Origin of the sequence: Streptomyces sp. DT190, assembly GCF_049846985.1 — a bacterium.
Lineage (GTDB): Bacteria > Actinomycetota > Actinomycetes > Streptomycetales > Streptomycetaceae > Streptomyces.
This window is the reverse complement of the sequence record NZ_JBNCNM010000001.1, coordinates 172,806-191,904: the sequence shown is the minus strand read 5'-3', so window position 1 is coordinate 191,904 and position 19,099 is coordinate 172,806. Positions and strand designations below refer to the sequence as shown.

18 protein-coding genes are annotated in these 19,099 nt (G+C 73.2%); 5 read left to right on the top strand and 13 right to left on the bottom strand.

Going from position 1 to position 19,099, the window contains the following annotated elements; translation table 11 throughout:
• The first annotated feature begins 7 nt into the window (after nt 1-7).
• From ACPXCS_RS00805 to ACPXCS_RS00790, 4 genes are all read left to right on the top strand, one after another.
• Nucleotides 8-973: an ABC transporter substrate-binding protein gene (locus ACPXCS_RS00805; protein WP_425945923.1), complete on the top strand. Its 966-nt coding sequence runs from the start codon at nt 8-10 to the stop codon at nt 971-973.
• The gene (locus ACPXCS_RS00800; RefSeq protein ID WP_425945922.1) at nt 970-1,743 is read left to right on the top strand and encodes an ABC transporter permease; all 774 of its coding nucleotides are present in this window, start codon (nt 970-972) and stop codon (nt 1,741-1,743) included. The genes ACPXCS_RS00805 and ACPXCS_RS00800 overlap by 4 nt, the downstream gene beginning before the upstream one ends.
• A gap of 71 nt (nt 1,744-1,814) precedes the next feature.
• Complete coding sequence (locus tag ACPXCS_RS00795) at nt 1,815-2,579, top strand: ABC transporter permease (RefSeq protein ID WP_425946110.1); 765 nt, start codon at nt 1,815-1,817, stop codon at nt 2,577-2,579.
• A gap of 20 nt (nt 2,580-2,599) precedes the next feature.
• Entirely contained in the window at nt 2,600-3,406 is an 807-nt protein-coding gene (locus ACPXCS_RS00790; protein ID WP_425945921.1) for an ABC transporter ATP-binding protein, read from the top strand.
• Here ACPXCS_RS00790 and ACPXCS_RS00785 read toward each other — a convergent pair.
• From ACPXCS_RS00785 to ACPXCS_RS00725, 13 genes are all read right to left on the bottom strand, one after another.
• On the bottom strand, nt 3,378-5,522 hold the full coding sequence (locus ACPXCS_RS00785; RefSeq protein ID WP_425945920.1) for a discoidin domain-containing protein: 2,145 nt from the start codon (nt 5,520-5,522) through the stop codon (nt 3,378-3,380). The two genes, ACPXCS_RS00790 and ACPXCS_RS00785, sit on opposite strands and share 29 nt — an antisense overlap.
• Nucleotides 5,523-5,595: 73 nt before the next feature.
• Nucleotides 5,596-7,173, bottom strand: coding sequence for a glycoside hydrolase family 13 protein (locus ACPXCS_RS00780; protein WP_425945919.1), 1,578 nt, complete (start codon nt 7,171-7,173; stop codon nt 5,596-5,598).
• 34 nt (nt 7,174-7,207) lie between these two features.
• On the bottom strand, nt 7,208-8,071 hold the full coding sequence (locus ACPXCS_RS00775; protein ID WP_425945918.1) for a carbohydrate ABC transporter permease: 864 nt from the start codon (nt 8,069-8,071) through the stop codon (nt 7,208-7,210).
• Nucleotides 8,068-9,027, bottom strand: a complete 960-nt coding sequence (locus ACPXCS_RS00770) for a carbohydrate ABC transporter permease (RefSeq protein WP_425945917.1) — start codon at nt 9,025-9,027, stop codon at nt 8,068-8,070. Before ACPXCS_RS00770 ends, ACPXCS_RS00775 begins: the two co-directional genes overlap by 4 nt.
• A 23-nt stretch (nt 9,028-9,050) precedes the next feature.
• Entirely contained in the window at nt 9,051-10,394 is a 1,344-nt protein-coding gene (locus ACPXCS_RS00765; protein ID WP_425945916.1) for an ABC transporter substrate-binding protein, read from the bottom strand.
• Nucleotides 10,395-10,529: 135 nt separating this feature from the next.
• A complete protein-coding gene (locus tag ACPXCS_RS00760) occupies nt 10,530-11,525 on the bottom strand; it encodes a LacI family DNA-binding transcriptional regulator (protein WP_425945915.1) in 996 nt (331 codons plus the stop codon).
• A 58-nt stretch (nt 11,526-11,583) separates the two neighbouring features.
• Nucleotides 11,584-12,255, bottom strand: coding sequence for a GntR family transcriptional regulator (locus ACPXCS_RS00755; protein ID WP_425945914.1), 672 nt, complete (start codon nt 12,253-12,255; stop codon nt 11,584-11,586).
• Between the two features lie 42 nt (nt 12,256-12,297).
• On the bottom strand, nt 12,298-13,299 hold the full coding sequence (locus ACPXCS_RS00750) for a proline racemase family protein (RefSeq protein WP_425945913.1): 1,002 nt from the start codon (nt 13,297-13,299) through the stop codon (nt 12,298-12,300).
• A gap of 13 nt (nt 13,300-13,312) precedes the next feature.
• Entirely contained in the window at nt 13,313-14,203 is an 891-nt protein-coding gene (locus ACPXCS_RS00745; protein ID WP_425945912.1) for a dihydrodipicolinate synthase family protein, read from the bottom strand.
• Nucleotides 14,200-15,564, bottom strand: coding sequence for an FAD-dependent oxidoreductase (locus tag ACPXCS_RS00740; RefSeq protein ID WP_425945911.1), 1,365 nt, complete (start codon nt 15,562-15,564; stop codon nt 14,200-14,202). Before ACPXCS_RS00740 ends, ACPXCS_RS00745 begins: the two co-directional genes overlap by 4 nt.
• Before the next feature lie 411 nt (nt 15,565-15,975).
• Complete coding sequence (locus ACPXCS_RS00735; RefSeq protein ID WP_425945910.1) at nt 15,976-16,290, bottom strand: (2Fe-2S)-binding protein; 315 nt, start codon at nt 16,288-16,290, stop codon at nt 15,976-15,978.
• On the bottom strand, nt 16,287-17,441 hold the full coding sequence (locus ACPXCS_RS00730) for an NAD(P)/FAD-dependent oxidoreductase (protein WP_425945909.1): 1,155 nt from the start codon (nt 17,439-17,441) through the stop codon (nt 16,287-16,289). Before ACPXCS_RS00730 ends, ACPXCS_RS00735 begins: the two co-directional genes overlap by 4 nt.
• Before the next feature lie 70 nt (nt 17,442-17,511).
• Nucleotides 17,512-18,171, bottom strand: a complete 660-nt coding sequence (locus ACPXCS_RS00725; protein WP_425945908.1) for a hypothetical protein — start codon at nt 18,169-18,171, stop codon at nt 17,512-17,514.
• A gap of 237 nt (nt 18,172-18,408) precedes the next feature.
• On the opposite strand from ACPXCS_RS00725, the gene ACPXCS_RS00720 reads away from it, so the two are divergent.
• Entirely contained in the window at nt 18,409-19,068 is a 660-nt protein-coding gene (locus tag ACPXCS_RS00720) for a helix-turn-helix domain-containing protein (protein WP_094053727.1), read from the top strand.
• The last annotated feature ends 31 nt before the right edge of the window (nt 19,069-19,099 follow it).

Genomic DNA, 19,099 nt, shown 5'->3' with positions numbered 1-19,099 from the left:
GGGAGCCATGCGTCGTCCGCTCGTCGGCCTCACGGCCCTGTCCGTCCTGGCCGCCGTCACCGCCTGCGGCTCGTCCGGCTCCGACGGGCCGGACCGGGCCGGCGCGTCCGGTTCCACCACCGTCGAGGTCGGCATCGTGCCCGTACTGGACGTGGCGCCCATCTACCTCGGCCGGAAGAAGGGCTTCTACGCCGACCGCGGCATCGAGCTGGAGCTGTCGCCGGCCCAGGGCGGGGCCGCGATCGTGCCCGGGGTCGTTTCCGGCCAGTTCCAGTTCGGCTTCAGCAACACCACCTCGCTGCTGGTCGCCCGGGCCAAGAACGTGCCCGTGAAGGCCGTGGCGAACGGTGCCGCGTCCACCGGCAAGGACGGCGCGGACTTCGCCGCCATCACCGTGGGGAAGGGCTCCCCGCTCACCTCCGCCCGGCAGCTGGAGGGCAGGAAGGCCGCGGTCAACACCCTCAACAACATCTGCGACACCTCGATCAAGGAGTCCGTCCGCAAGGACGGCGGCGACCCCGCCGAGGTCGAGTTCGTCGAGATGCCCTTCGACCAGATGCCGGCCGCGCTGGCCGGCGGGCAGGTCGACGCCGCCTGCACCCCGGAACCGGCCCTGGCCACCGTCGAGGCCGCGGGCGGCAAGGAGATCGCGTCGAACTTCCACGACGTGTCACCCGACCTCACCGTGGCCATGTACTTCACCTCCCAGCAGTACGCCGCGAAGAACCCGGAGCTGGTGAAGAGGTTCCAGGAGGCGACGGCCGAGTCGCTGAGGTACGCCGACAGCCACCCGGAGGAGGTCCGGCAGATCCTGACCACCTACACGAAGATCCCCGCGACCCTGCTGCAGAAGCTGACCCTGCCGCGCTATCCGGTCGAGCCGGACCGGCCGTCGATCGAGCGGCTGGCCGAACTCGGCGAGCGGGACGGCCTGTTCGACAAGGCGCCGGACCTGGACGAGCTGCTGCCGTGAGGGGCGCCGACGCCGCCCTCGGCGCGGCCGGGCTCGCGGTGTTCGTCCTGCTGGGCGAGGCGGTGCCGCGGCTCGGCCTGGTCGACGAGGACTACTTCCCGCCGGCCCACTGCGTCGCCGGGGCGCTCGGCCGTGAACTCTCCGACGGTGCCTTCTGGTCGGCGCTCGGCGACACCCTCACCGGCTGGGCGCTGGGCCTGGCGATCGCCGTGGGCGCGGGGGTCGTCGCGGGTGTGGTGATCTCGGTGGTGCCGTACCTGCGCGAGGCGACCGCCTCCACGATCGAGTTCCTGCGGCCGATCCCGTCGGTCGCGCTGATCCCGCTGGCGGTGCTGCTGTACGGCACGGAACTGCGCTCGGTGCTGCTGCTGGTGGTCTACGCCGCGTTCTGGCAGGTGCTGATCCAGGTGCTGTACGGGGTGCGGGACGTCGACCCGGTCGCGGAGGAGACGGCCCGCTCGTACGGCCTGGGCGCCTGGGCGCGGATCCGGCACGTGCTGTGGCCGACGGCGCTGCCGTACGTCATGACCGGGGTGCGGCTGGCCGCGGCAGTGGCGCTGATCCTCGCCGTCACCGCCGAACTGGTCATCGGCGCACCGGGGCTCGGCGCCCGGATCGCGGTGGCGCAGACCTCGCAGGCGGTGCCGGAGATGTACGCGCTCGTCGTGGTGACCGGGGTGCTCGGGCTGCTGATCAACGTGGGGGCGAGGACGGTGGAGCGGCGGGCGCTGGCCTGGCACCAGTCGGTGCGCGCGGAGGTGGCGGTGTGAAGGGGGTCCCCCCGGCCTCGCCGGCCGTCCCCCGCGGCCGAGCGGCGCCGAGCGGCCGGGAACGGGTCCTGCTGCGGCTGCTGTTCGCTCTCGCCCTGCCCGCGGTGCTGGTGGCCGTGTGGTGGGTGGCGTCGGCCGGCAGCACCGACGTCTACTGGCCGCCGCTGCGCACGATCTTCGGTGCCTTCCCCGACGTGTGGACGGCCGAGCGGCTGCGCGGGGACGTGCTGCCCAGCGTGCTGCGGCTCACGGCGGGGTACGCCGCCGCCGCGCTCGCCGGGGTGGCGCTGGGGACGGTCATCGGCTCCCACCGGCGGGTGCGGGCACTGTGCGAACCGGTGCTGGAGTTCCTGCGGGCGGTGCCGCCTCCGGTGCTGGTGCCGGTCATCATGCTGTTCGCCGGCATCGGGGACACGATGAAGATCGTGGTGATCGCGAGCGGCTGCGTGTGGCCGGTGCTGCTCAACACGGTCGAGGGCGTCCGGGCGGTGGACCCGGTACTGGCCGAGACGGCCCGCTCCTACGGGATCACGGGCGCGGCCCGGCTGCGGGACGTGGTGCTGCGCTCGGCGAGCCCGCAGATCTTCGCGGGTCTGCGCCAGGCGCTGTCGGTCGGGATCATCCTCATGGTGATCAGTGAGATGTTCGCGGCCAGCAACGGACTCGGCTTCACCATCGTGCAGTTCCAGCGCGGCTTCGCCATCGCCGACATGTGGACCGGGATCCTGCTCCTCGGTCTGCTCGGCTTCTGCCTCTCGGTCCTCTTCCGGCTGGCCGAGCGGCGGGTGCTCGGCTGGTACCACGGCCTGCGCGAGGCCGGCCGGCGGTCCCCGTGAACCCCGCGAAAGGGCGGTCCATGCTCGACGTACACGGCCTGCGCAAGGTCTACGAGGGTTCCGGGCGGCGGACGGAGGCGGTGCGGGACCTGACCTTCTCGGTCGAGGCGGGCGAACTGGTCTGTGTCGTCGGTCCTTCGGGCTGCGGCAAGACGACCCTGCTGAAGTGCGTCGGCGGCCTGCTCGCCCCGACCGCCGGCGAGGTGCGGCTGGCGGGCCGGCCGGTGGACGGGCCGCCACCCGGGATGGCGTTCGTCTTCCAGGAGTACGGCCGCAGCCTGTTCCCGTGGCTGCGGGTCGCGCAGAACGTCGAACTGCCCCTGAAGCAGAAGAGGCTGGGCAGGCAGCGGCGCCGGGCGCTGGTCGCGGACGCCCTGGAGTCGGTGGGGCTCGCGGACGCCGCCGGTGCCTATCCGTGGCAGCTGTCGGGCGGGATGCAGCAGCGGGTGGCCATCGCCCGGGCGCTGGCCTACGAGCCCGAGGTGCTGCTGATGGACGAGCCCTTCGCGGCGGTGGACGCCCAGACCCGGGCCGATCTGGAGGACCTGGTCCGGCGGCTGTGGCGGGAGCGCGCCGTCACGATCCTGTTCGTCACCCACGACATCGACGAGGCCGTGTACCTGGGTGAGCGGGTGATCGTGCTGTCCGCCTCCCCGACGGTCGTCCGGGAGCAGCTGAAGGTCGATCTGCCGGCCGAGCGGGACCAGGTGCACACGCGGGTGGCCCCGCGCTTCGCCGAGCTGCGCACCCGCGTGTACGAGCAGGTCCGGGCGGCGAAGCGCGAGGCGTCCGGGCCGGTCAGGACAGATATGCCTCCACTTCACTGAACTGGGCGGCCGGCCAGCCGGTGTTGGCCGTCACGTGCAGCCGCAGATGGCGCACGTCCGTGCCGTCGGGCAGCGCGACCGTGACCGTGTTGCCGGTGGCCGGGTCGAAGCGGTGGTCCCTCGCGGCGACCACCGTCGACCACGTCGAGCCGTCCGCGCTGCCCTGGACGGACAGCGTCTGGGTACGGGCCTGCCAGGCGCTGAGCGGGGGCAGCTTCAGCACCAGGCGGCGGACCGCCTGCCGGGAGCCGAGGTCGACCGAGAGCGACTGCGGGAAGGCGTGGTTGGCGGACTCCCAGTAGCTGTTCGCGTCACCGTCGACCGCCCTGCCGGGCGTGTGGACGTCCTGGGAGCCGGTGGCCGTGACCGGGCGGCCCCGGGCGAGGTTGCGGCCCGGGTCCGGGTCGGGGTTGCCCTGGCCGGGCTGCGGCCAGCTGGAGCAGTCGGACCAGGTGCTGCTCCAGCCGGAGTTGCCGCCGCCGTCGGTGAGGTCGAAGGTGCCGGAGCCGGCCGGGTAGGGGCAGTTGTAGACGCCCGCGGCGCCGACGCCGGTCGCCGTGACGTTGCGGAAGGTGGCGGCTCCCCGGGTCTCCGCCTGGACGACGACCGTGCCGGTGTTCCGCACGGTCGCGCCGTCGACTGTGACGTTCTTCGCCGCGTACCCGCGCCCGCTGCCGGAGACGAACTCGAAGGCGCTGTAGGGGCTGTCGGTGATCGTGGTGCCGGTGATCCGCACCTGTGCCTCGATCGCGCTGTCGTAGGAGTCGACCCGCAGCGCGCCCATGGGGTGGTTCCAGTTGGGGTTCATCGCGCCGGTGCGCACGAGGGTGTTGCCGTCGACGGTGATCGTGCCGGCCAGCGGGTGGAAGGGGTCGAGGAACTTCTGGTTGGAGATCGCGATGCCGCTGCCGAGGGCGTTGGTGTCGGAGACCAGGTTGTTCCGTACGGTGATGTCGGTGCCGCCGTAGATCGCGATGCCGTTGGCGAGGTTCGGCTGGGTGACGGTGTTGTTCTCGAAGCTGCTGTCGACGTCCGGCGCGTTCAGCGACCACATGGCGAGGGCGTCGTCGCCCTGGTTGCGCAGGAAGTTGTGGCGGACGCGGACGCCGCGGGCGTGGCCGTTGAGGTTGAGTCCGTCGGCGGTCATGTCGAGGAAGCGGTTGTTCTCCACGACCAGGTTGTCGTTGGTGCCGGTCAGCCAGAGGCCCACCTTGAGGTGCTGGAGCCACATGCCGGAGACGGAACTGTTCGGCCCGAGCGAGCCGTTGACGAAGTTGTCCGGGCTGGAGTCGACCCGCTCGGTGACCTCGCCGATCACGGCGAAGTCCTTGATGTGGACGTTGCCCGAGGAGCTCGACTGGTCGATGAAGCGTGAGGTGCGCACGACGGAGTGCCAGTGGCCGGCTCCCCGCAGGGTGACGTCCTGCACGCCGTTCAGCGACGAGGTGAGCCGGTACACGCCCGGCGGGATCCACACCACCCCGCCCCGCGCGGCGGCGATGGCGTCGCGGAAGGCCTGGGTGGAGTCGCCCTGGCCGGTGGGGTCGGCGCCCCTGGCGGTGACGGAGACCGACCCGGCGGGCTGGGAGGCGGGGCCCGGCGCCTGCTCGAAGTCCGCCACGTCCACGGTGACCTGGACGTTCGCCGCCTGGAGGGCGACCTTGTCGCCCGCCTGGACGTTCTCCCCGAGCAGCAGGCGGGCGTTGTCGTAGAAGTGGTGGGTCCTGGAGCCGGGGATCCAGGGCGTGTCGACGTAGGAGTACTTCGACGTCACGGGGATCGTCGCCGCCAATCTGCGGCCGTTGACGTAGACGTCGAGTGAGCCGGACTGGCCGTCCGGGACGCTGTAGGCGACGTTCACCGCGTTGGCCGCGCGGGGCACGGTGAACTCCACGCGCTGCCCGGCGGAGAGCCGTACGGCCTGGCGGCCGGAGGCCTCCGAGGCGAGGGTGCCCTGGGTGTGGTCGGGTCCGATCCGCGTGCCGGTGCCGCCGGCCGACTCGGCCTCGACCGAGGTGAAGGGGACGGTGGCACCCGCGGCGGCGTGCGCCGGGGCGGGGGTCAGGGCGACCAGGGTGCCGGCGGCCATGGCGACGGCCACCGCCACAGATGGCATGCTCCTGACAGGTCTGCGGACGTGCATCGGCTGATCCCTTCGTGGTGGGGGTGGGGGACGACGCGGTGCGGTCTCAGGCGCGCAGCCAGACCGCGGTGTCCTCGGGCAGCCGCCCGTCGGCGTCCAGCGGGCCGCCGGCGAGCAGGAGTGCGCGGTGGGCGGGCAGGTCGGCGGGGGTGCCGGCCAGGTTGACCACGCAGATGCCCGTGGCGCGGCGGAAGGCGAGGACGCCGTCCGGGGCGGGCAGCCAGGTGAGCGGGCCGCCACCGAAGGCCGGGCGGAGCCGGATCGCCTCGCGGTAGAGGCTGAGCATCGACGCGGGGTCCTCGGCCTGCCGGTCGGCGGCGTAGGCGGGCCAGTCCTCGGGCTGGGGCAGCCAGGGCTCGCCGCCGAAGCCGGCGTGCGGTGCCGCCGCCGTCCACGGCAGCGGCACCCGGCAGCCGTCCCGGCCGGGGTCGGTGCCGCCGGAGCGGAAGTGCATCGGGTCCTGGATACGGTCCGGGGGGATGTCGGCCTCCGGCAGGCCCAGTTCCTCGCCCTGGTAGACGTAGACGGCGCCGGGCAGGGCCAGCGACAGCAGGGCGGCGGCGCGGGCCCGGCGGGTGCCGAGGGCCAGGTCGGTGGGGACGCCGAACGCCTTGGTGGCGAAGTCGAAGCCGGTGTCCTCGCGGCCGTAGCGGGTGACCGTGCGGGTCACGTCGTGGTTGCACAGCACCCAGGTGGCGGGGGCGCCCACCGGGGCGTGTTCGGCGAGCGTCTCGTCGATGGAGCGGCGCAGCCGCCGCGCCTCCCAGGGGCAGGTCATGAAGGAGAAGTTGAAGGCGGTGTGCAGCTCGTCGGGGCGCAGGTAGCGGGCGAAGCGCTCGGTGTCCGGGAGCCAGACCTCGCCCACGAAGACTCCCCCGTACTCGTCGGCGATCGCCCGCCAGGAGCGGTAGACGTCGTGGAGTTCGTCGCGGTCGACGTAGGGGTGCGGGGCGCCCTCGGTGAGGTCCGGCAGGGCCGGGTCCTTCATCAGCAGGGCGGCCGAGTCGATGCGGACACCGGCCACGCCCCGCTCCAGCCAGAACCGCAGGATGTCCTCGTGCTCCTGCCGGACCGCCGGGTGGGACCAGTCGAGGTCGGGCTGCTCGGGCGCGAACAGGTGGAGGTACCAGGAGCCGTCGGGGACCCGGCTCCAGGCGGGGCCGCCGAACTCGGAACGCCAGTTGTTCGGGGGGAGTTCACCGTCGGCGCCGCGCCCCGGGCGGAAGTGGAACAGCTCGCGCTCCGGGCCTCCCCGCAGCGCCGCCCGGAACCACGGGTGCCGGTCGGAGACGTGGTTGGGCACGATGTCGACGATGGTGCGGATGCCGAGCTGGAGCGCCTCGGCGATGAGCTTCTCGGCCTCGGCCAGGGTGCCGAACGCCGGGTCGATCGCCCGGTAGTCGGCGACGTCGTAGCCGCCGTCCTTCATCGGCGACAGGTACCAGGGCGTGAACCACAGGGCGTCCACGCCCAGGTCGGCGAGGTAGGGCAGCCGGGCGCGGACGCCCGCGAGGTCGCCGGTGCCGTCGCCGTCGCCGTCGGCGAAACTGCGGACGTACACCTGGTAGATGACGGCGTCGCGCCACCAGTCGTCGTGCGGGGAGGCGGGGGTGGGCTGTCCCACGGTCGGTGCCTTTCGTCGTAAGGGGTCGGCGGCGTCAGCCCTTCGTGCTGCCCGCGCTGATCCCGGCGATGATGTGCCGCTGGAAGACGAGGAACAGGGCGACCATGGGGATGCTGGCGATCACCATGGCGGCGATGAGCACGGTCAGCGGGATGTTCTGCGACAGCTGGACGAGGGCGACGCTGATGGGCTGCTTGCTTGTGTCGGAGAAGACCATCAGCGGCCACAGGAAGTCCTGCCAGACGGCGACCAGCGCGAAGATCGAGACGACGCCCAGGACGGGCCGGGACATCGGCAGCACGATCGACCACAGCACGCGCAGCCGCCCGGCGCCGTCCATCTCGGCGGCCTCCAGCACATCGCGCGGGATCTGGTCGAAGAACCGCTTGAGCAGGTAGAGGTTGAAGGCGTTGGCCGCGGCCGGGAGCCAGATGGCGAGCGGGTCGTTGAGCAGGCCGAGGTCGGCGACGGTCAGGTACTTGGGCACGACGAGCGCCTGCGCCGGGACCATCAGGGTGGCGAGGATGCCGCCCAGGATCACCCTGCCGAAGACGGGCCGCAGTCGGGACAGGGCGTAGGCGGCGGCCGTGCAGAACACCAGCTGGCACAGCCAGGCGCCGGCCGCCTGGACCACCGTGTTCCACAGGTGGGTGGGCAGCTCCATGAGCTCCCAGGCGTCGGTGTAACCGCTGAACCGCCAGTCCCGCGGGACCAGCGTCGGCGGGGTCCGGGCCACCTCGTCGGGGGACTTCAGCGCGCCGGTGGCCATCCAGTAGACCGGGAAGAGGAAGGCGAGCGCGAAGAGCAGCACGACGCCGGTGAAGACGCTCCAGTAGACGGCCCGGCCGCGCGGGCGGGCCAGGACGGCCGGGGAGACGAGGGTACGGGTGCTGCTCATACGGCCTCCCCGTCGGTCCGGGTGAGTCGGAGGTAGGCGGCGGAGAACAGGCCGAGCAGCAGCAGGAGCATGACGCTCAGCGCGCAGGCACCGCCGAAGTCGTTGTAGAGGAAGGCGTACTTGTAGATCAGGTAGAGGACGGTGACCGTGGCGTTCTCCGGGCCGCCTCCGGTGATCACGAACGGTTCCGTGAACACCTGCATGGTGGCGATGATCTGCAGGAGCATCAGCATCAGGATGACGAACCTGGTCTGCGGGACCGTGACGTGCCGAACGCGTTGCAGCAGGCTCGCCCCGTCCAGTTCGGCCGCCTCGTACAGCTCGCCGGGGACGGCCTGCAGGGCGGCCAGGTAGATCAGGACGGTGCCGCCCATGTTGGCCCAGGTGGCGACGATGACGAGGGAGACCAGGGCGGTGTCGGCGCCGTTGGACCAGTTCGAGGTCGGCAGGTGCAGCAGCCGCAGCGCCTCGTTGGCGAGGCCGGCGCCGGGGTCGTAGAACCACTTCCACAGCAGGGCGCTGACCACCGGCGGGATCATCACCGGCAGGTAGACCACCACCCGGAAGAAGGCCCGGGCGTGGCGCAGTTCGTTGAGGACGAGGGCCAGGACGAACGGGATGGCGAAGCCGATCAGCAGGGCCAGCAGCGTGAACGTGAGGGTGTTGCGCCAGGCGGCGGCGAACTCGGGGTCCTGCACGACACGGGTGAAGTTGGCGGTGCCGACCCACTCCGGGTCCGCGCCCGGCGTGTACTTCTGGAAGGCGATGACGACCGCGCGGATCGCCGGGTACCAGGAGAACAGGGCGAAACAGACCAGCCCGCCGAGGAGGAAGGCGTAGGCGCGGCCCTGGTCGGCGAGGCGGCGCCGCCTCCGGTCCCCTGCCGGGGGCGGCGCCTGCGCCGGGCGGGCCTCGATCGCCGGACGGGAGCGGGGCCCGGCGGTCTTCACCGGCATCGGCTTCGTGTTCCGCACAGGGCTCAGCCCCGCGCCAGGATGCCGTCGATCTTGCCGGACGCGTCCTTCAGCAGCCGGTCGATGTCCGCGTCCTCCTTGGTCAGGACGGCGGAGACGACCCCGTCGAGGACGGAGTAGATCTGCTGGGCGTGCGGCGGCTCGATCTTCATGTCCAGGCGCTGGTTGCCGTCGAGGAAGGACTGGTAGTTCCCCACCGGGACGTTGGCGTTGGCTTTCTTGACCCGCTGGTCCTCGGCGTCGGCGGCGCCGGTGAACAGGCGCGGCTCGGGCAGGCCCACCGGGGCGTCGTGCTTCTTGGCGCGGGCGTAGTCGCCGAGGAAGCCGTCGCCGGGGGTGAGGAACATGTGGTCCAGCCACTTCAGGGCGGCGCGGATCTGCGCGGGGCTCGCCTTCTTGCTGACCATGTAGCCGTCGCCGCCGACGAGGGTGGCCCTGCCGCCGGGCATCGGGGCGATGGCGATGTCCTCGTAGTCGGCGCCCTTCTCCTTGACCAGGATCGGGATGTTGTCGGGGGCGGCGAGGTACATGCCGAGCTTGCCCGAACCCATCATCTGCTGGGCGTCGTTGATGACGAGGAGCTGCTTGCTGCCCATCGACCGGTCCGTCCAGCGCATGTCGTGCAGGGTCTGCAGCACCGCCCGGCCCTCGGGGGTGTCGATCGTGGCGCGCTTGCCGTCGGCGCTGACGACGTCGCCGCCCTGGGAGTACAGCTCGGCGGTGAAGTGCCAGCCGCCCTGGTTCTGGGCGCTGTAGTCGGCGTAGCCGACGGTGCCGTCGCCCAGTCCGGCGATCCGCTTGGCGGCGGTGCGGACCTCGGCCCAGGTGGTGGGCGGCTTGCCGGGGTCGAGGCCGGCCTTCTCGAAGAGAGCCTTGTTGTAGATCAGGCCCATCGAGTAGCCGGTGCGGGGGATGCCGTAGACCTTGCCGTCGACGGTGTAGATGTCGCGCAGCTGCTTCTGCAGGGTGCCGTAGCTCCTGGACTCCTTGAGGTACGGGGTGAGATCGGCGGCCTGGCCGATGTCGACGACGTGCCGGGCGTCGGTGAAGTACGTGTAGAAGACGTCCTCCATCTGCCCGCCGGCGAGTTTCGCGTCGAACGTCTTCGGGTCCTGGCAGGGGAACGCGTCGTGCGGCACGACGTCGATGTCCGGGTTCTGCTTCTCGAAGGAGGCGACGTCCTCCTCGAAGAACGCGCGGTCGGTCTTGGCGCTCTTGGGCGGCATGCAGTTGACCGTGATGCGGGTCTTGCCGCCGGCGGACTCGTCGGTGTTCGAGCCGCAGGCGGTCAGCGCGAGGGCGCTGACGCCGAGCGCGGCGACGGTGCGGCGGATCCCGGTGCTTCTCATCGGTGGACCCCTTAGGGCAGGAGCGAGTGGACGCCTCAGGAAAGGAGCGAGGGGGCGCCGCACACTCAAGCACCGGCGACATCCGACCGCAAGATGTCGCGCAGAATATGTAATTATTCGACAGCAGAACGGATCTCAGAGGCGCGGCGCCTGTGCGGTCGACCCGCGCACCACCAGCTCCGGCTCGAACAGCAGCTCCTCGGCGGCCACCGAGCCGCCGCTGATCTGCGCGTTCAGCAGCTCCACGACGGCCTTGCCCATGGCCTCGATGGGCTGGCGGACCGTGGTCAGCGGGGGCTCGGTGCAGTTCATCAGCGCGGAGTCGTCGTAGCCCACGACCGAGATCCGCGCGGGCACGTCGAGACCCTTGCGGCGGGCGGCCCGTACGACCCCCAGGGCGAGCGGGTCGCTGGCGCAGATGAAGCCGGTGACACCCCGGTCGATGAGCCGGGCGGCCGCCGCGTGGCCGCCCTCGATGGAGAACATGGCCCGGGCGACGAACTCGTCGGGGACGTGCCCGACGGCCCGCGCCGCGGCCAGTTTGCGCGCCGAGGGGACGTGGTCGGCGGGGCCCAGCACCAGTCCGATCCGCTCGTGCCCGAGGGAGGCCAGATGCCGCCAGGACTGCTCGACGGCCACCGCGTCGTCGCAGGACACCCCGGGGAAGCCCAGGTCCCCTATGGCCGCGTTCACCAGCACGACCGGGATGTTCCGTTCGGCCAGCTGCCGGTAGTGGTCGTGCGGCGCGTCGGCCTGGGCGTAGAGCCCGCCGGCGAAGACGACTCCGGAGACCTGCTGCTGGAGCAGCAGCGACACGTAGTCCGCCTCCGAGACGCCGCCCCGGGTCTGGGTGCACAGCACCGGCGTCAGCCCGAGCTGGGCCAGAGCGCCGCCGATGACCTCGGCGAACGCCGGGAAGATGGGGTTCTGCAACTCGGGCAGGACCAGGCCGACCAGCCGGGCCCGCTCACCGCGCAGCTGCGTGGGCCGTTCGTAGCCCAGCACGTCCAGGGCGGAGAGCACCGCCTGCCGGGTCGGCTCGGAGACTCCGGGCTTGCCGTTGAGCACCCGGCTGACCGTGGCCTCGCTGACCCCGACCTTCTTCGCCACCTCGGCAAGTCGTCGCGTCATGCCCGCAAGCGTAGCGCAATTTACGCAAGCTGCTTGCGTAATTGCGCAAAGAAGTGGGTCAGGGCGCTGCCCACAGGCCCCGGACATGTCCCAGGTGCCGGGTCATCACCGCCCGGACGGCCTCCTCGTCGCGGGCGAGCAGCGCGTCCAGGATCTCCAGGTGCTCCTCCGCCGAGGCCTCCAGGCGTCCCTGCTCCACGAGGGCGGTCAGCCCGTACAGCCGGGAGCGGCGCCTGAGGTCGCGGACGACGTCGACGAGGTGCTCGTTGCCGGCGAGGGCCAGCAGGCCGAGGTGGAAGCGCAGGTCCGCCTCGACGTAGGCGATGAGGTCGCCCGCCGCGGCCGAGGAGACGATCTCCCGGGCGACCGGGCGGAGCGCCTCCAGCGCCACCGGGTCGGCCGTGACGGCCAGACCGGCCGTGGTGGGGATCTCGATCAGCGCCCGGATCTGGGTGTACTCGTCGAGCTGCCGGTCGGAGACGGCGGTGACCCGGAAGCCCTTGTTGGGCACGGTGTCGACCAGGCCCTCCTTGGCCAGGTCGAGCATGGCCTCGCGCACGGGGGTGGCGGAGACACCGAACCGGGCGGCGAGGCCGGGCGCCGAGTAGACCTCTCCGGGGCGCAGTTCGCCGGCGATCAGGGCGGCCCGCAGCGCGTCCGCGACCCGCTCCCGGTGGCTGGGCTTCCTGCTGCCGAGCACGGGCAGGGCGGGGGTGTGCTGCGGGGCCATGACGGTCGGGGTTTCCTCTCGTGGTGGACGGGCGGGCCGGGTCTACAGGACGAACCCGGCCGGGAACGGGTCGTCGGGGTCGAGCAGGTACTGGGCCGTTCCCGTGATCCAGGCGCGGCCGGTGAAGCTGGGCAGGACGGCCGGATGCCCGGCGACCTCGGTGGTGCCGAGCAGTCTGCCGGTGAATCGGGTGCCGATGAAGGACTCGTTCAGGAACTCGGTGTGCAGCGGCAGTTCGCCGCGCGCGTGGAGCTGGGCCATGCGGGCGCTGGTGCCGGTGCCGCAGGGCGAGCGGTCGAACCAGCCCGGGTGGATGGCCATGGCGTGCCGGGAGTGCCGGGCGGTGGACCCGGGGGCGGCCAGGTAGACGTGGTGCAGGCCGTGGATGGAGGGGTCCTCCGGGTGGACCGGCGGGCCCTCTGCGTTGACGGCGGCCATGAGGGACAGGCCGGCGGCGAGGATCTCGTCCTTGCGGGACCGGTCGAAGGGCAGGCCGAACCGCTCCAGCGGCAGGATGGCGTAGAAGTTGCCGCCGAAGGCGAGGTCGTAGGTCACCGTCCGGCCGTCGGCGAGGGTGACCTCGCGGTCGAGGCCGACGGCGAAGGAGGGCACGTTCCGCAGGGTGACCGCCTTGGCGGCCCCGTCCTCGACGGCCACCTCGGCGACGACCGGGCCCGCCGGGGTGTCGAGCCGGATGGTGGTGACCGGCTCCACGGCCTCGACCATGCCGGTCTCGACGAGCACGGTCGCCACGCCGATGGTGCCGTGCCCGCACATCGGCAGATAGCCGGAGACCTCGATGTAGACGACGCCCCAGTCGCAGTCGGGCCGGGTCGGCGGCTGCAGGATCGCGCCGCTCATGGCGGAGTGGCCGCGCGGCTCGTTCATCAGCAACTGCTTGACGTCGTCGCGGTGTTCGCGAAGCCACAGCCGCCGCTCGTTCATGGTGGCGCCGGGCAGGGTGCCGAGGCCGCCGGTGATCACCCGGGTCGGCATGCCCTCGGTGTGCGAGTCGACGGCGTGCAGGACGAGTCTGCTGCGCATGATCGGTCCTTCGTTAGGAGAGTCCGGCGGCGACGGCCTTCTCGGTGGCGGCCCGGACGGCGGCCTCCTGCTCGGGCGCGAGCGGCACCCGGGGCGGGCGGCACGGGCCGCCGTGGCGTCCGACGAGGTCCATGGACAGCTTGATGGCCTGGACGAACTCCACCCGCGAGTCCCACCGCAGCAGCGGGTGCAGCTGCCGGTACAGCGGCAGCGCGGTGCCGAGGTCGCCGGCGACGGCCGCGCGGTAGAGCTCGACCGAGGCCCGGGGCAGCGCGTTGGGATACCCCGCCACCCAGCCTTTCGCCCCGGCGACGGCCAGCTCCAGCAGGACGTCGTCGGCCCCGACCAGCAGGTCGAGTTCCGGGGCGAGTTCGGCGATGCGGTAGGCCCGGCGGACGTCGCCGGAGAACTCCTTCACGCCCTGGATGAGGCCCTCGCCGTGCAGTTGGGCGAGCAGTTCCGGCACGAGGTCGACCTTGGTGTCGATCGGGTTGTTGTACGCGACGACCGGCAGGCCCGCCTTCGCCACCTCGGCGTAGTGGCCGAGGACGGCACGCTCGTCGGCGCGGTAGGCGTTGGGCGGCAGCAGCATCACCGCCCGGCAGCCGGCCTCGGCGGCCTGTTCGGCCCAGCGCCGGGACTCGGCCGCGCCGTAGGCGGCGACGCCGGGCATGACGCGCTCACCCCCGACCGCGGCGACGGCCGTCTCGACGACCCGGGTGCGCTCCTCCGGGGTGAGCACCTGGTACTCGCCGAGGGAGCCGTTCGGTACGACGCCGTCGCAGCCGTTGCCGACCAGCCAGGCGCAGTGCTCGGCGTACCGGTCGTGGTCGACGGACAGGTCGTCGCGCAGGGGGAGCGCGGTGGCGACGAGGACGCCGCGCCAGGGGCGGTGATCGGTCATGACGGTCCTTCCTGGGGGTGGTGCCGGGCGAGGACGCCGAGCGGTACGGGGCGGGCGAACGGCCGCCGGGCCGGGGTGGGCGCGCGGCCGGCCAGGGCGGCGACCGCGGTGGAGCACATCCGACCCTGGCACCAGCCCATCCCGGCCCGGGTCAGCAGTTTCACCGTCCGTTCGTCGCCCGCCCCGAGGTCCAGGGCGTCGCGCACGGCCCCGGCGGTGACCTCCTCGCAGCGGCAGAGAACGGTGTCGTCGGTGAGCTGCTCGGTCCAGTGCGCGGGCGGCGCGCAGGCGGAGTCGAGGGCGGCGGCGGCCCTCCTGAGCTGCCGGCGGGCCTTGAGGGCGGCCGGGGCCGGGTCGGGGACGGTGCCGCGCAGTCGGGCGGCGGCGGAGCAGCCGGCGATGTGTCCCTCGGCGAGGGCGAGGGCCGCGCCGCCGATGCCGGTGGTCTCCCCGGCCGCCCACACGCCGGGCACGTCGGTGCGCTGCTCGTCGTCGACGGCCACGGCGAGCCCGTCGAGACGGCAGCCGAGGCTCTCCGCGAGGTCGGTGTGCGGGAGCATGCCGTGGCCGACGGCGAGGGTGTCGCAGTCCAGGTCCCGTTCGGTCCCGGGCCGGACCCGGCCGTCGGTGCCGAGGGCGGCGACCGTGACCCCGGTGAGCCGGTCGTCGCCGTGGGCGCGGAGCACGGTGTGCCGGACCAGGACCGGGACGCGGTGGCGCAGCAGCCGGACGGCGTGACCGGCGCCCTCCGGGACCTTGCCGGCCAGGTCCCGGGCCCGGCGGCCGAGGCGTCCGGGGGCGGTGGACTCCACCAGGGCCGCGACCTCGACCCCAGCGGAGGCCAGCCCGGTCGCCACGGGCAGCAGCAGCGGGCCGGACCCGGCCACGACGGCCCGGCGCCCGGGCACCACGAGCGCGCCCTTGAGCATGGCCTGCGCTCCCCCGGCGGTGACCACGCCCGGGAGCGTCCAGCCGGGGAAGGGCAGCACGGTCTCGTACCCGCCGGTCGCCAGCAGCACGGACCGGGCGTGCAGTTCGGCGGGTTCCTCCTGCTCGGGCCCGAGCAGCGCGTGCACGGTGAATCCGTCCGATGTGCGCTCCACGCACCACACGTGGTGGTCCGTCAGGGTGCGCACGGAGCCGTCGGCGAGTCCGTCCCGCAGCCGCTCCCAGGTCCGCCACCGGTGGTACAGCGCCTCGGGGTGCCGCGCCCCCAGCCCGGCGGCGGGCTGCCGGTGGAACTGGCCGCCCGGCTCGGGCGCGGCGTCGACGAGCGTGACCCGCACACCGCGCGCGCGGGCCGCGAGCGCGGCGGCGATCCCGGCCGGTCCGGCACCGATCACAGCCAGGTCGGTGCGCATGCCCCGCCCCTTCCCGTCCCCCGCACCCCTCGGCGGAACCGACCGGCCCGGCCTCCTGGGCACGGCCGATGCCCGCCCGGCCACAGCCACGCCCGACCGGCCGGGGCGGAGCCCGGCACCACGACCGCCGCCCCGCCTCGGGCCCCCGGCACGCCCCGCCCCTCCGCCTTCCCGGCTCCACGGCCCGAACCCGCCACGCCCCGAACACACCCGGCCGAGACGGAGCCCGGCACCACGGCCACCGCCCCGCCTCGGGCCCCCGGCACGGCCGAGCCGGCCGGCACGCCCCGCCCCTCCGCCTTCCCGGCCCCACGGCCCGAACCCGCCGCGCCCCGATCACACCCGGCCGAGACGGAGCCGGACAGCACGGCCACGGCCACGGCCACGCCTCCGGCGCCCGGCGCAGCAGGGTCAGTGCGCATGGCGCGCCTCCTCGTGTCCGGTGCCGTCCTGCGTGGTGATCGAGTCGCCCGGGCGGGCGGGGACCAGGCAGGCCCGCTGGTTGGGGCGGCCGTTGACGGTCACGAGGCAGTCGAAGCAGACGCCGATGCCGCAGAACACCCCGCGCCGCCGGCCCGCGCCGCGCGTGGTGCGCCAGGAGGTGACGCCCGCGGCCCACAGCACGGCGGCGACCGTCTGCCCGGGCAGGGCCCGGAGCGGGCGCCCGTCGAAGGTGACCGTGAAGGCGGGCCCGGGGCGCGCCTCCACCAGCTCCAGGGGATTCACGCGGCCTCCTCGGGGAAGCGGTCGGGGCGGAACGGACCGGGGTCCAGGCCGGGCGCCCGCCCGGTCAGCAGCGCGGCGATCAGGTGCCCGGTGCCGGTGGCCAGCCCGATGCCCGCGCCCTCGTGGCCGCAGGCGTGGAACAGGCCGGGCACCCGTGGGTCCGGGCCGATCGCGGGCAGGTGGTCGGGCAGGTAGGGCCGGAACCCGGCATAGGCGCGCATGGCCCGCACCCCGGTGAGGAACGGGAAGAGCCGGGTCGCGCCCGCCGCCAGCGCGCGCAGGGCCGGGAGCGAGAGCGAGCGGTCGAAGCCGACCCGTTCACGGCTGGCGCCGATGAGGACCGGCCCGGCGGGCGTGCCCTCCACCACCGGGGAGGTCTGCAGTTCCGCCGCGTCGCTGGCGACGTCGGCCACGTAGTCGGCGGCGTACACCTTGTGCCGGATGCGGGGCGGCAGCGGCTCGGTGACCAGGACGAAGCCGCGGCGGGGCAGCACCGGCAGCGACACCCCCGCCCGGGCGGCCACCGCACCGCCCCAGGTGCCGGCCGCGTTGACGACCGCGGCGGCGTGGAGGTCGCCCCGGTCGGTGCGCACCCCTCGCACGGCCCCGCTGGTGCCGCGCAGGATCCCGGTCACCTCGCGGCCGGCGCACAGCCGGGCGCCCGAGGCGCGCAGCAGGTGCGCGGCCGCGAGGGCGGGCATCACCTGGGCGTCCTGCGGGTAGTGCACGCCGCCTGCGAGGCCGGGCGCCAGGAACGGCTCCAGCTCGGCCAGCCGGTCGGGCGGCACGGCGACCGCCTCGACCCCCCACTCGCGCTGCCCGGCGGCGAGTTCCTCCAGCCCGGCCCGCGCCGCGTCGGTACCGGCGACGACGAGCCCGCCCTTGGCCTCGTACTCGACGGCCTCGCCCAGTCCTTCCGCGGCCAGTTCGGCCCACAGACGGGCGGAGAGCAGGGCCAGGTCCAGTTCGGGGCCGGGTTCCTTGTCGGAGACGAGGAGGTTCCCCTCCCCCGCGCCGGTCGTCCCGCCGGCCACCGGACCCCGGTCGACCACGACGGTGTCCAGACCGGCCCGGGCCGCGTACAGAGCGCAGGCGGCGCCGACCACTCCGGCGCCGATCACCACGACATCGCAGGTCAGCGGCTTGCTCACGGCAGTACTATGTCACACAGCACACCGGCCGGGAAGAGAGCGGAGCCCTCTTGTCCGCCGCGGGGGGCGGTCAGTCGGCCGCCGGGACGACCCTCAGGTGAGAGGCGGTGCGGCGCGGCCTGCGGTCCCGGGAGGCGGTGCGCCGGGCCTCGCGCAGGACGAACGTGACCCGGGTGCAGCCCAGTCGCTCCAGCGTCCGGGACGTCTCGGCGACGACCCGGCAGTCGGTGGCGCCCCAGCGCGGGTCCGGGTGCAGCAGCGGCCGGACGGCGCCGTCGATCTCGGCGGCCTCCTCGCCGACCGCGCGGATCCAGTGCGGCAGGCCGTGCCGGTAGGCCGCCTCCATGATGGGGTCCTGCGCGATGTCACGGCGGACGGCCTGCAGGCCGTGGTCGGGGCCGTGGCTCTCCACCGTCCGCGCGAAGTGCGCGAGCATCGGCAGGCACCAGCTCGCCTCGTGCTCGCCGAGCACCGTGGGCGCGTCGGGGTGGAAGAGCACGAACCGCAGGAAGTTGACGTCCGGCATGGCCGTGGGGTGCGGGCCGACTCCGCCGAAAAGTGACCGGAAGGCACTGTTGGTGAGGACGACGTCCCAGCAGTGGTCGACGACGAGCGAGGGGAAGGAGACGGCCTCCAGAAGCCCGGCGCAGTCTTCCAGGTAGGCCTGGGCCTCTGGAGTCTCGGGGACGGGCCGCGGTGCCGGCCGCTGCCCTCCTGCCTGAAATGCCATCGGGAGGTCACCCCTCTTGCCTGTGCGGCCTTGACGCGGCGTCCCGATCCTGGTGCCCCGGGCTGAGGCGTGTCAACTATCGTGGCATTTCGTGCCTGTTGACGGCTGAAATTGGCCACAGTTGTGGCGAGACCTGGATGTGAGTTCGAGGCACCGGCTACGCTCCGGGAAGTTCACGCCGGGTAAGTCACGGCATCCGCTTGTGAGAAGCCTGTGAGAGACGTAGGAGAATCGTCGGTGACGGGTGGCTTCGTCGAGGGTCCGGGCGCCACGCGTACGGCCGTGCTGCCGGCCGTCGTCTCCCGTGTCACCGCGCTCGCCGACCGGCTCGGCGTGCCGCACGCCGAGGTCTTCGACACCGGCCGGCTGTCCGTCGCCTCCGGCGTCCCGGAGCCGGTGGTCAAGGCCCTGCTCAGCGGCCGGCCCGCGGGTGAACCCGATGTGCAGGCCCGGTTCCTGCAGCGCCTGGACCTGCTGCGCCGCACCCGGCTCAAGCCCAACGGCCGAAAGTACACCCAGCAGGAGATCGCCGACGGCGCGGGCATGTCCCGGCAGCAGGCCGGCGCCCTCATCAACGGCGACCGCCGTCCCACCATGGAGCACTGCGACGCCCTGCAGCGGTTCTTCCGGGTGCACGCCGGTTTCCTCACGGCGGAGGATCCCGAGGCCCTGGTGAGCGCCCTCCAGCACACCGAGCAGGAGCTGCTGCAGAAGCTCGCCGACCGGGAGCGGGAGGCGGCCGCGGCGGCGGACGACCCACTGGAGCGGCTGCTGCAGGACCACGGCGTGCGCGGCATCGCCTGGCGGGCCGCGCAGCTGCCCACCGACCAGCACCGCGACAAGGTCGCCGAGTGGCTGGACATGCTCCTGGAGAGCGTCAAGCGGCCCGAGTCGTGACCGTGGGGAGAACTGTGGGCATCGGTAAGGA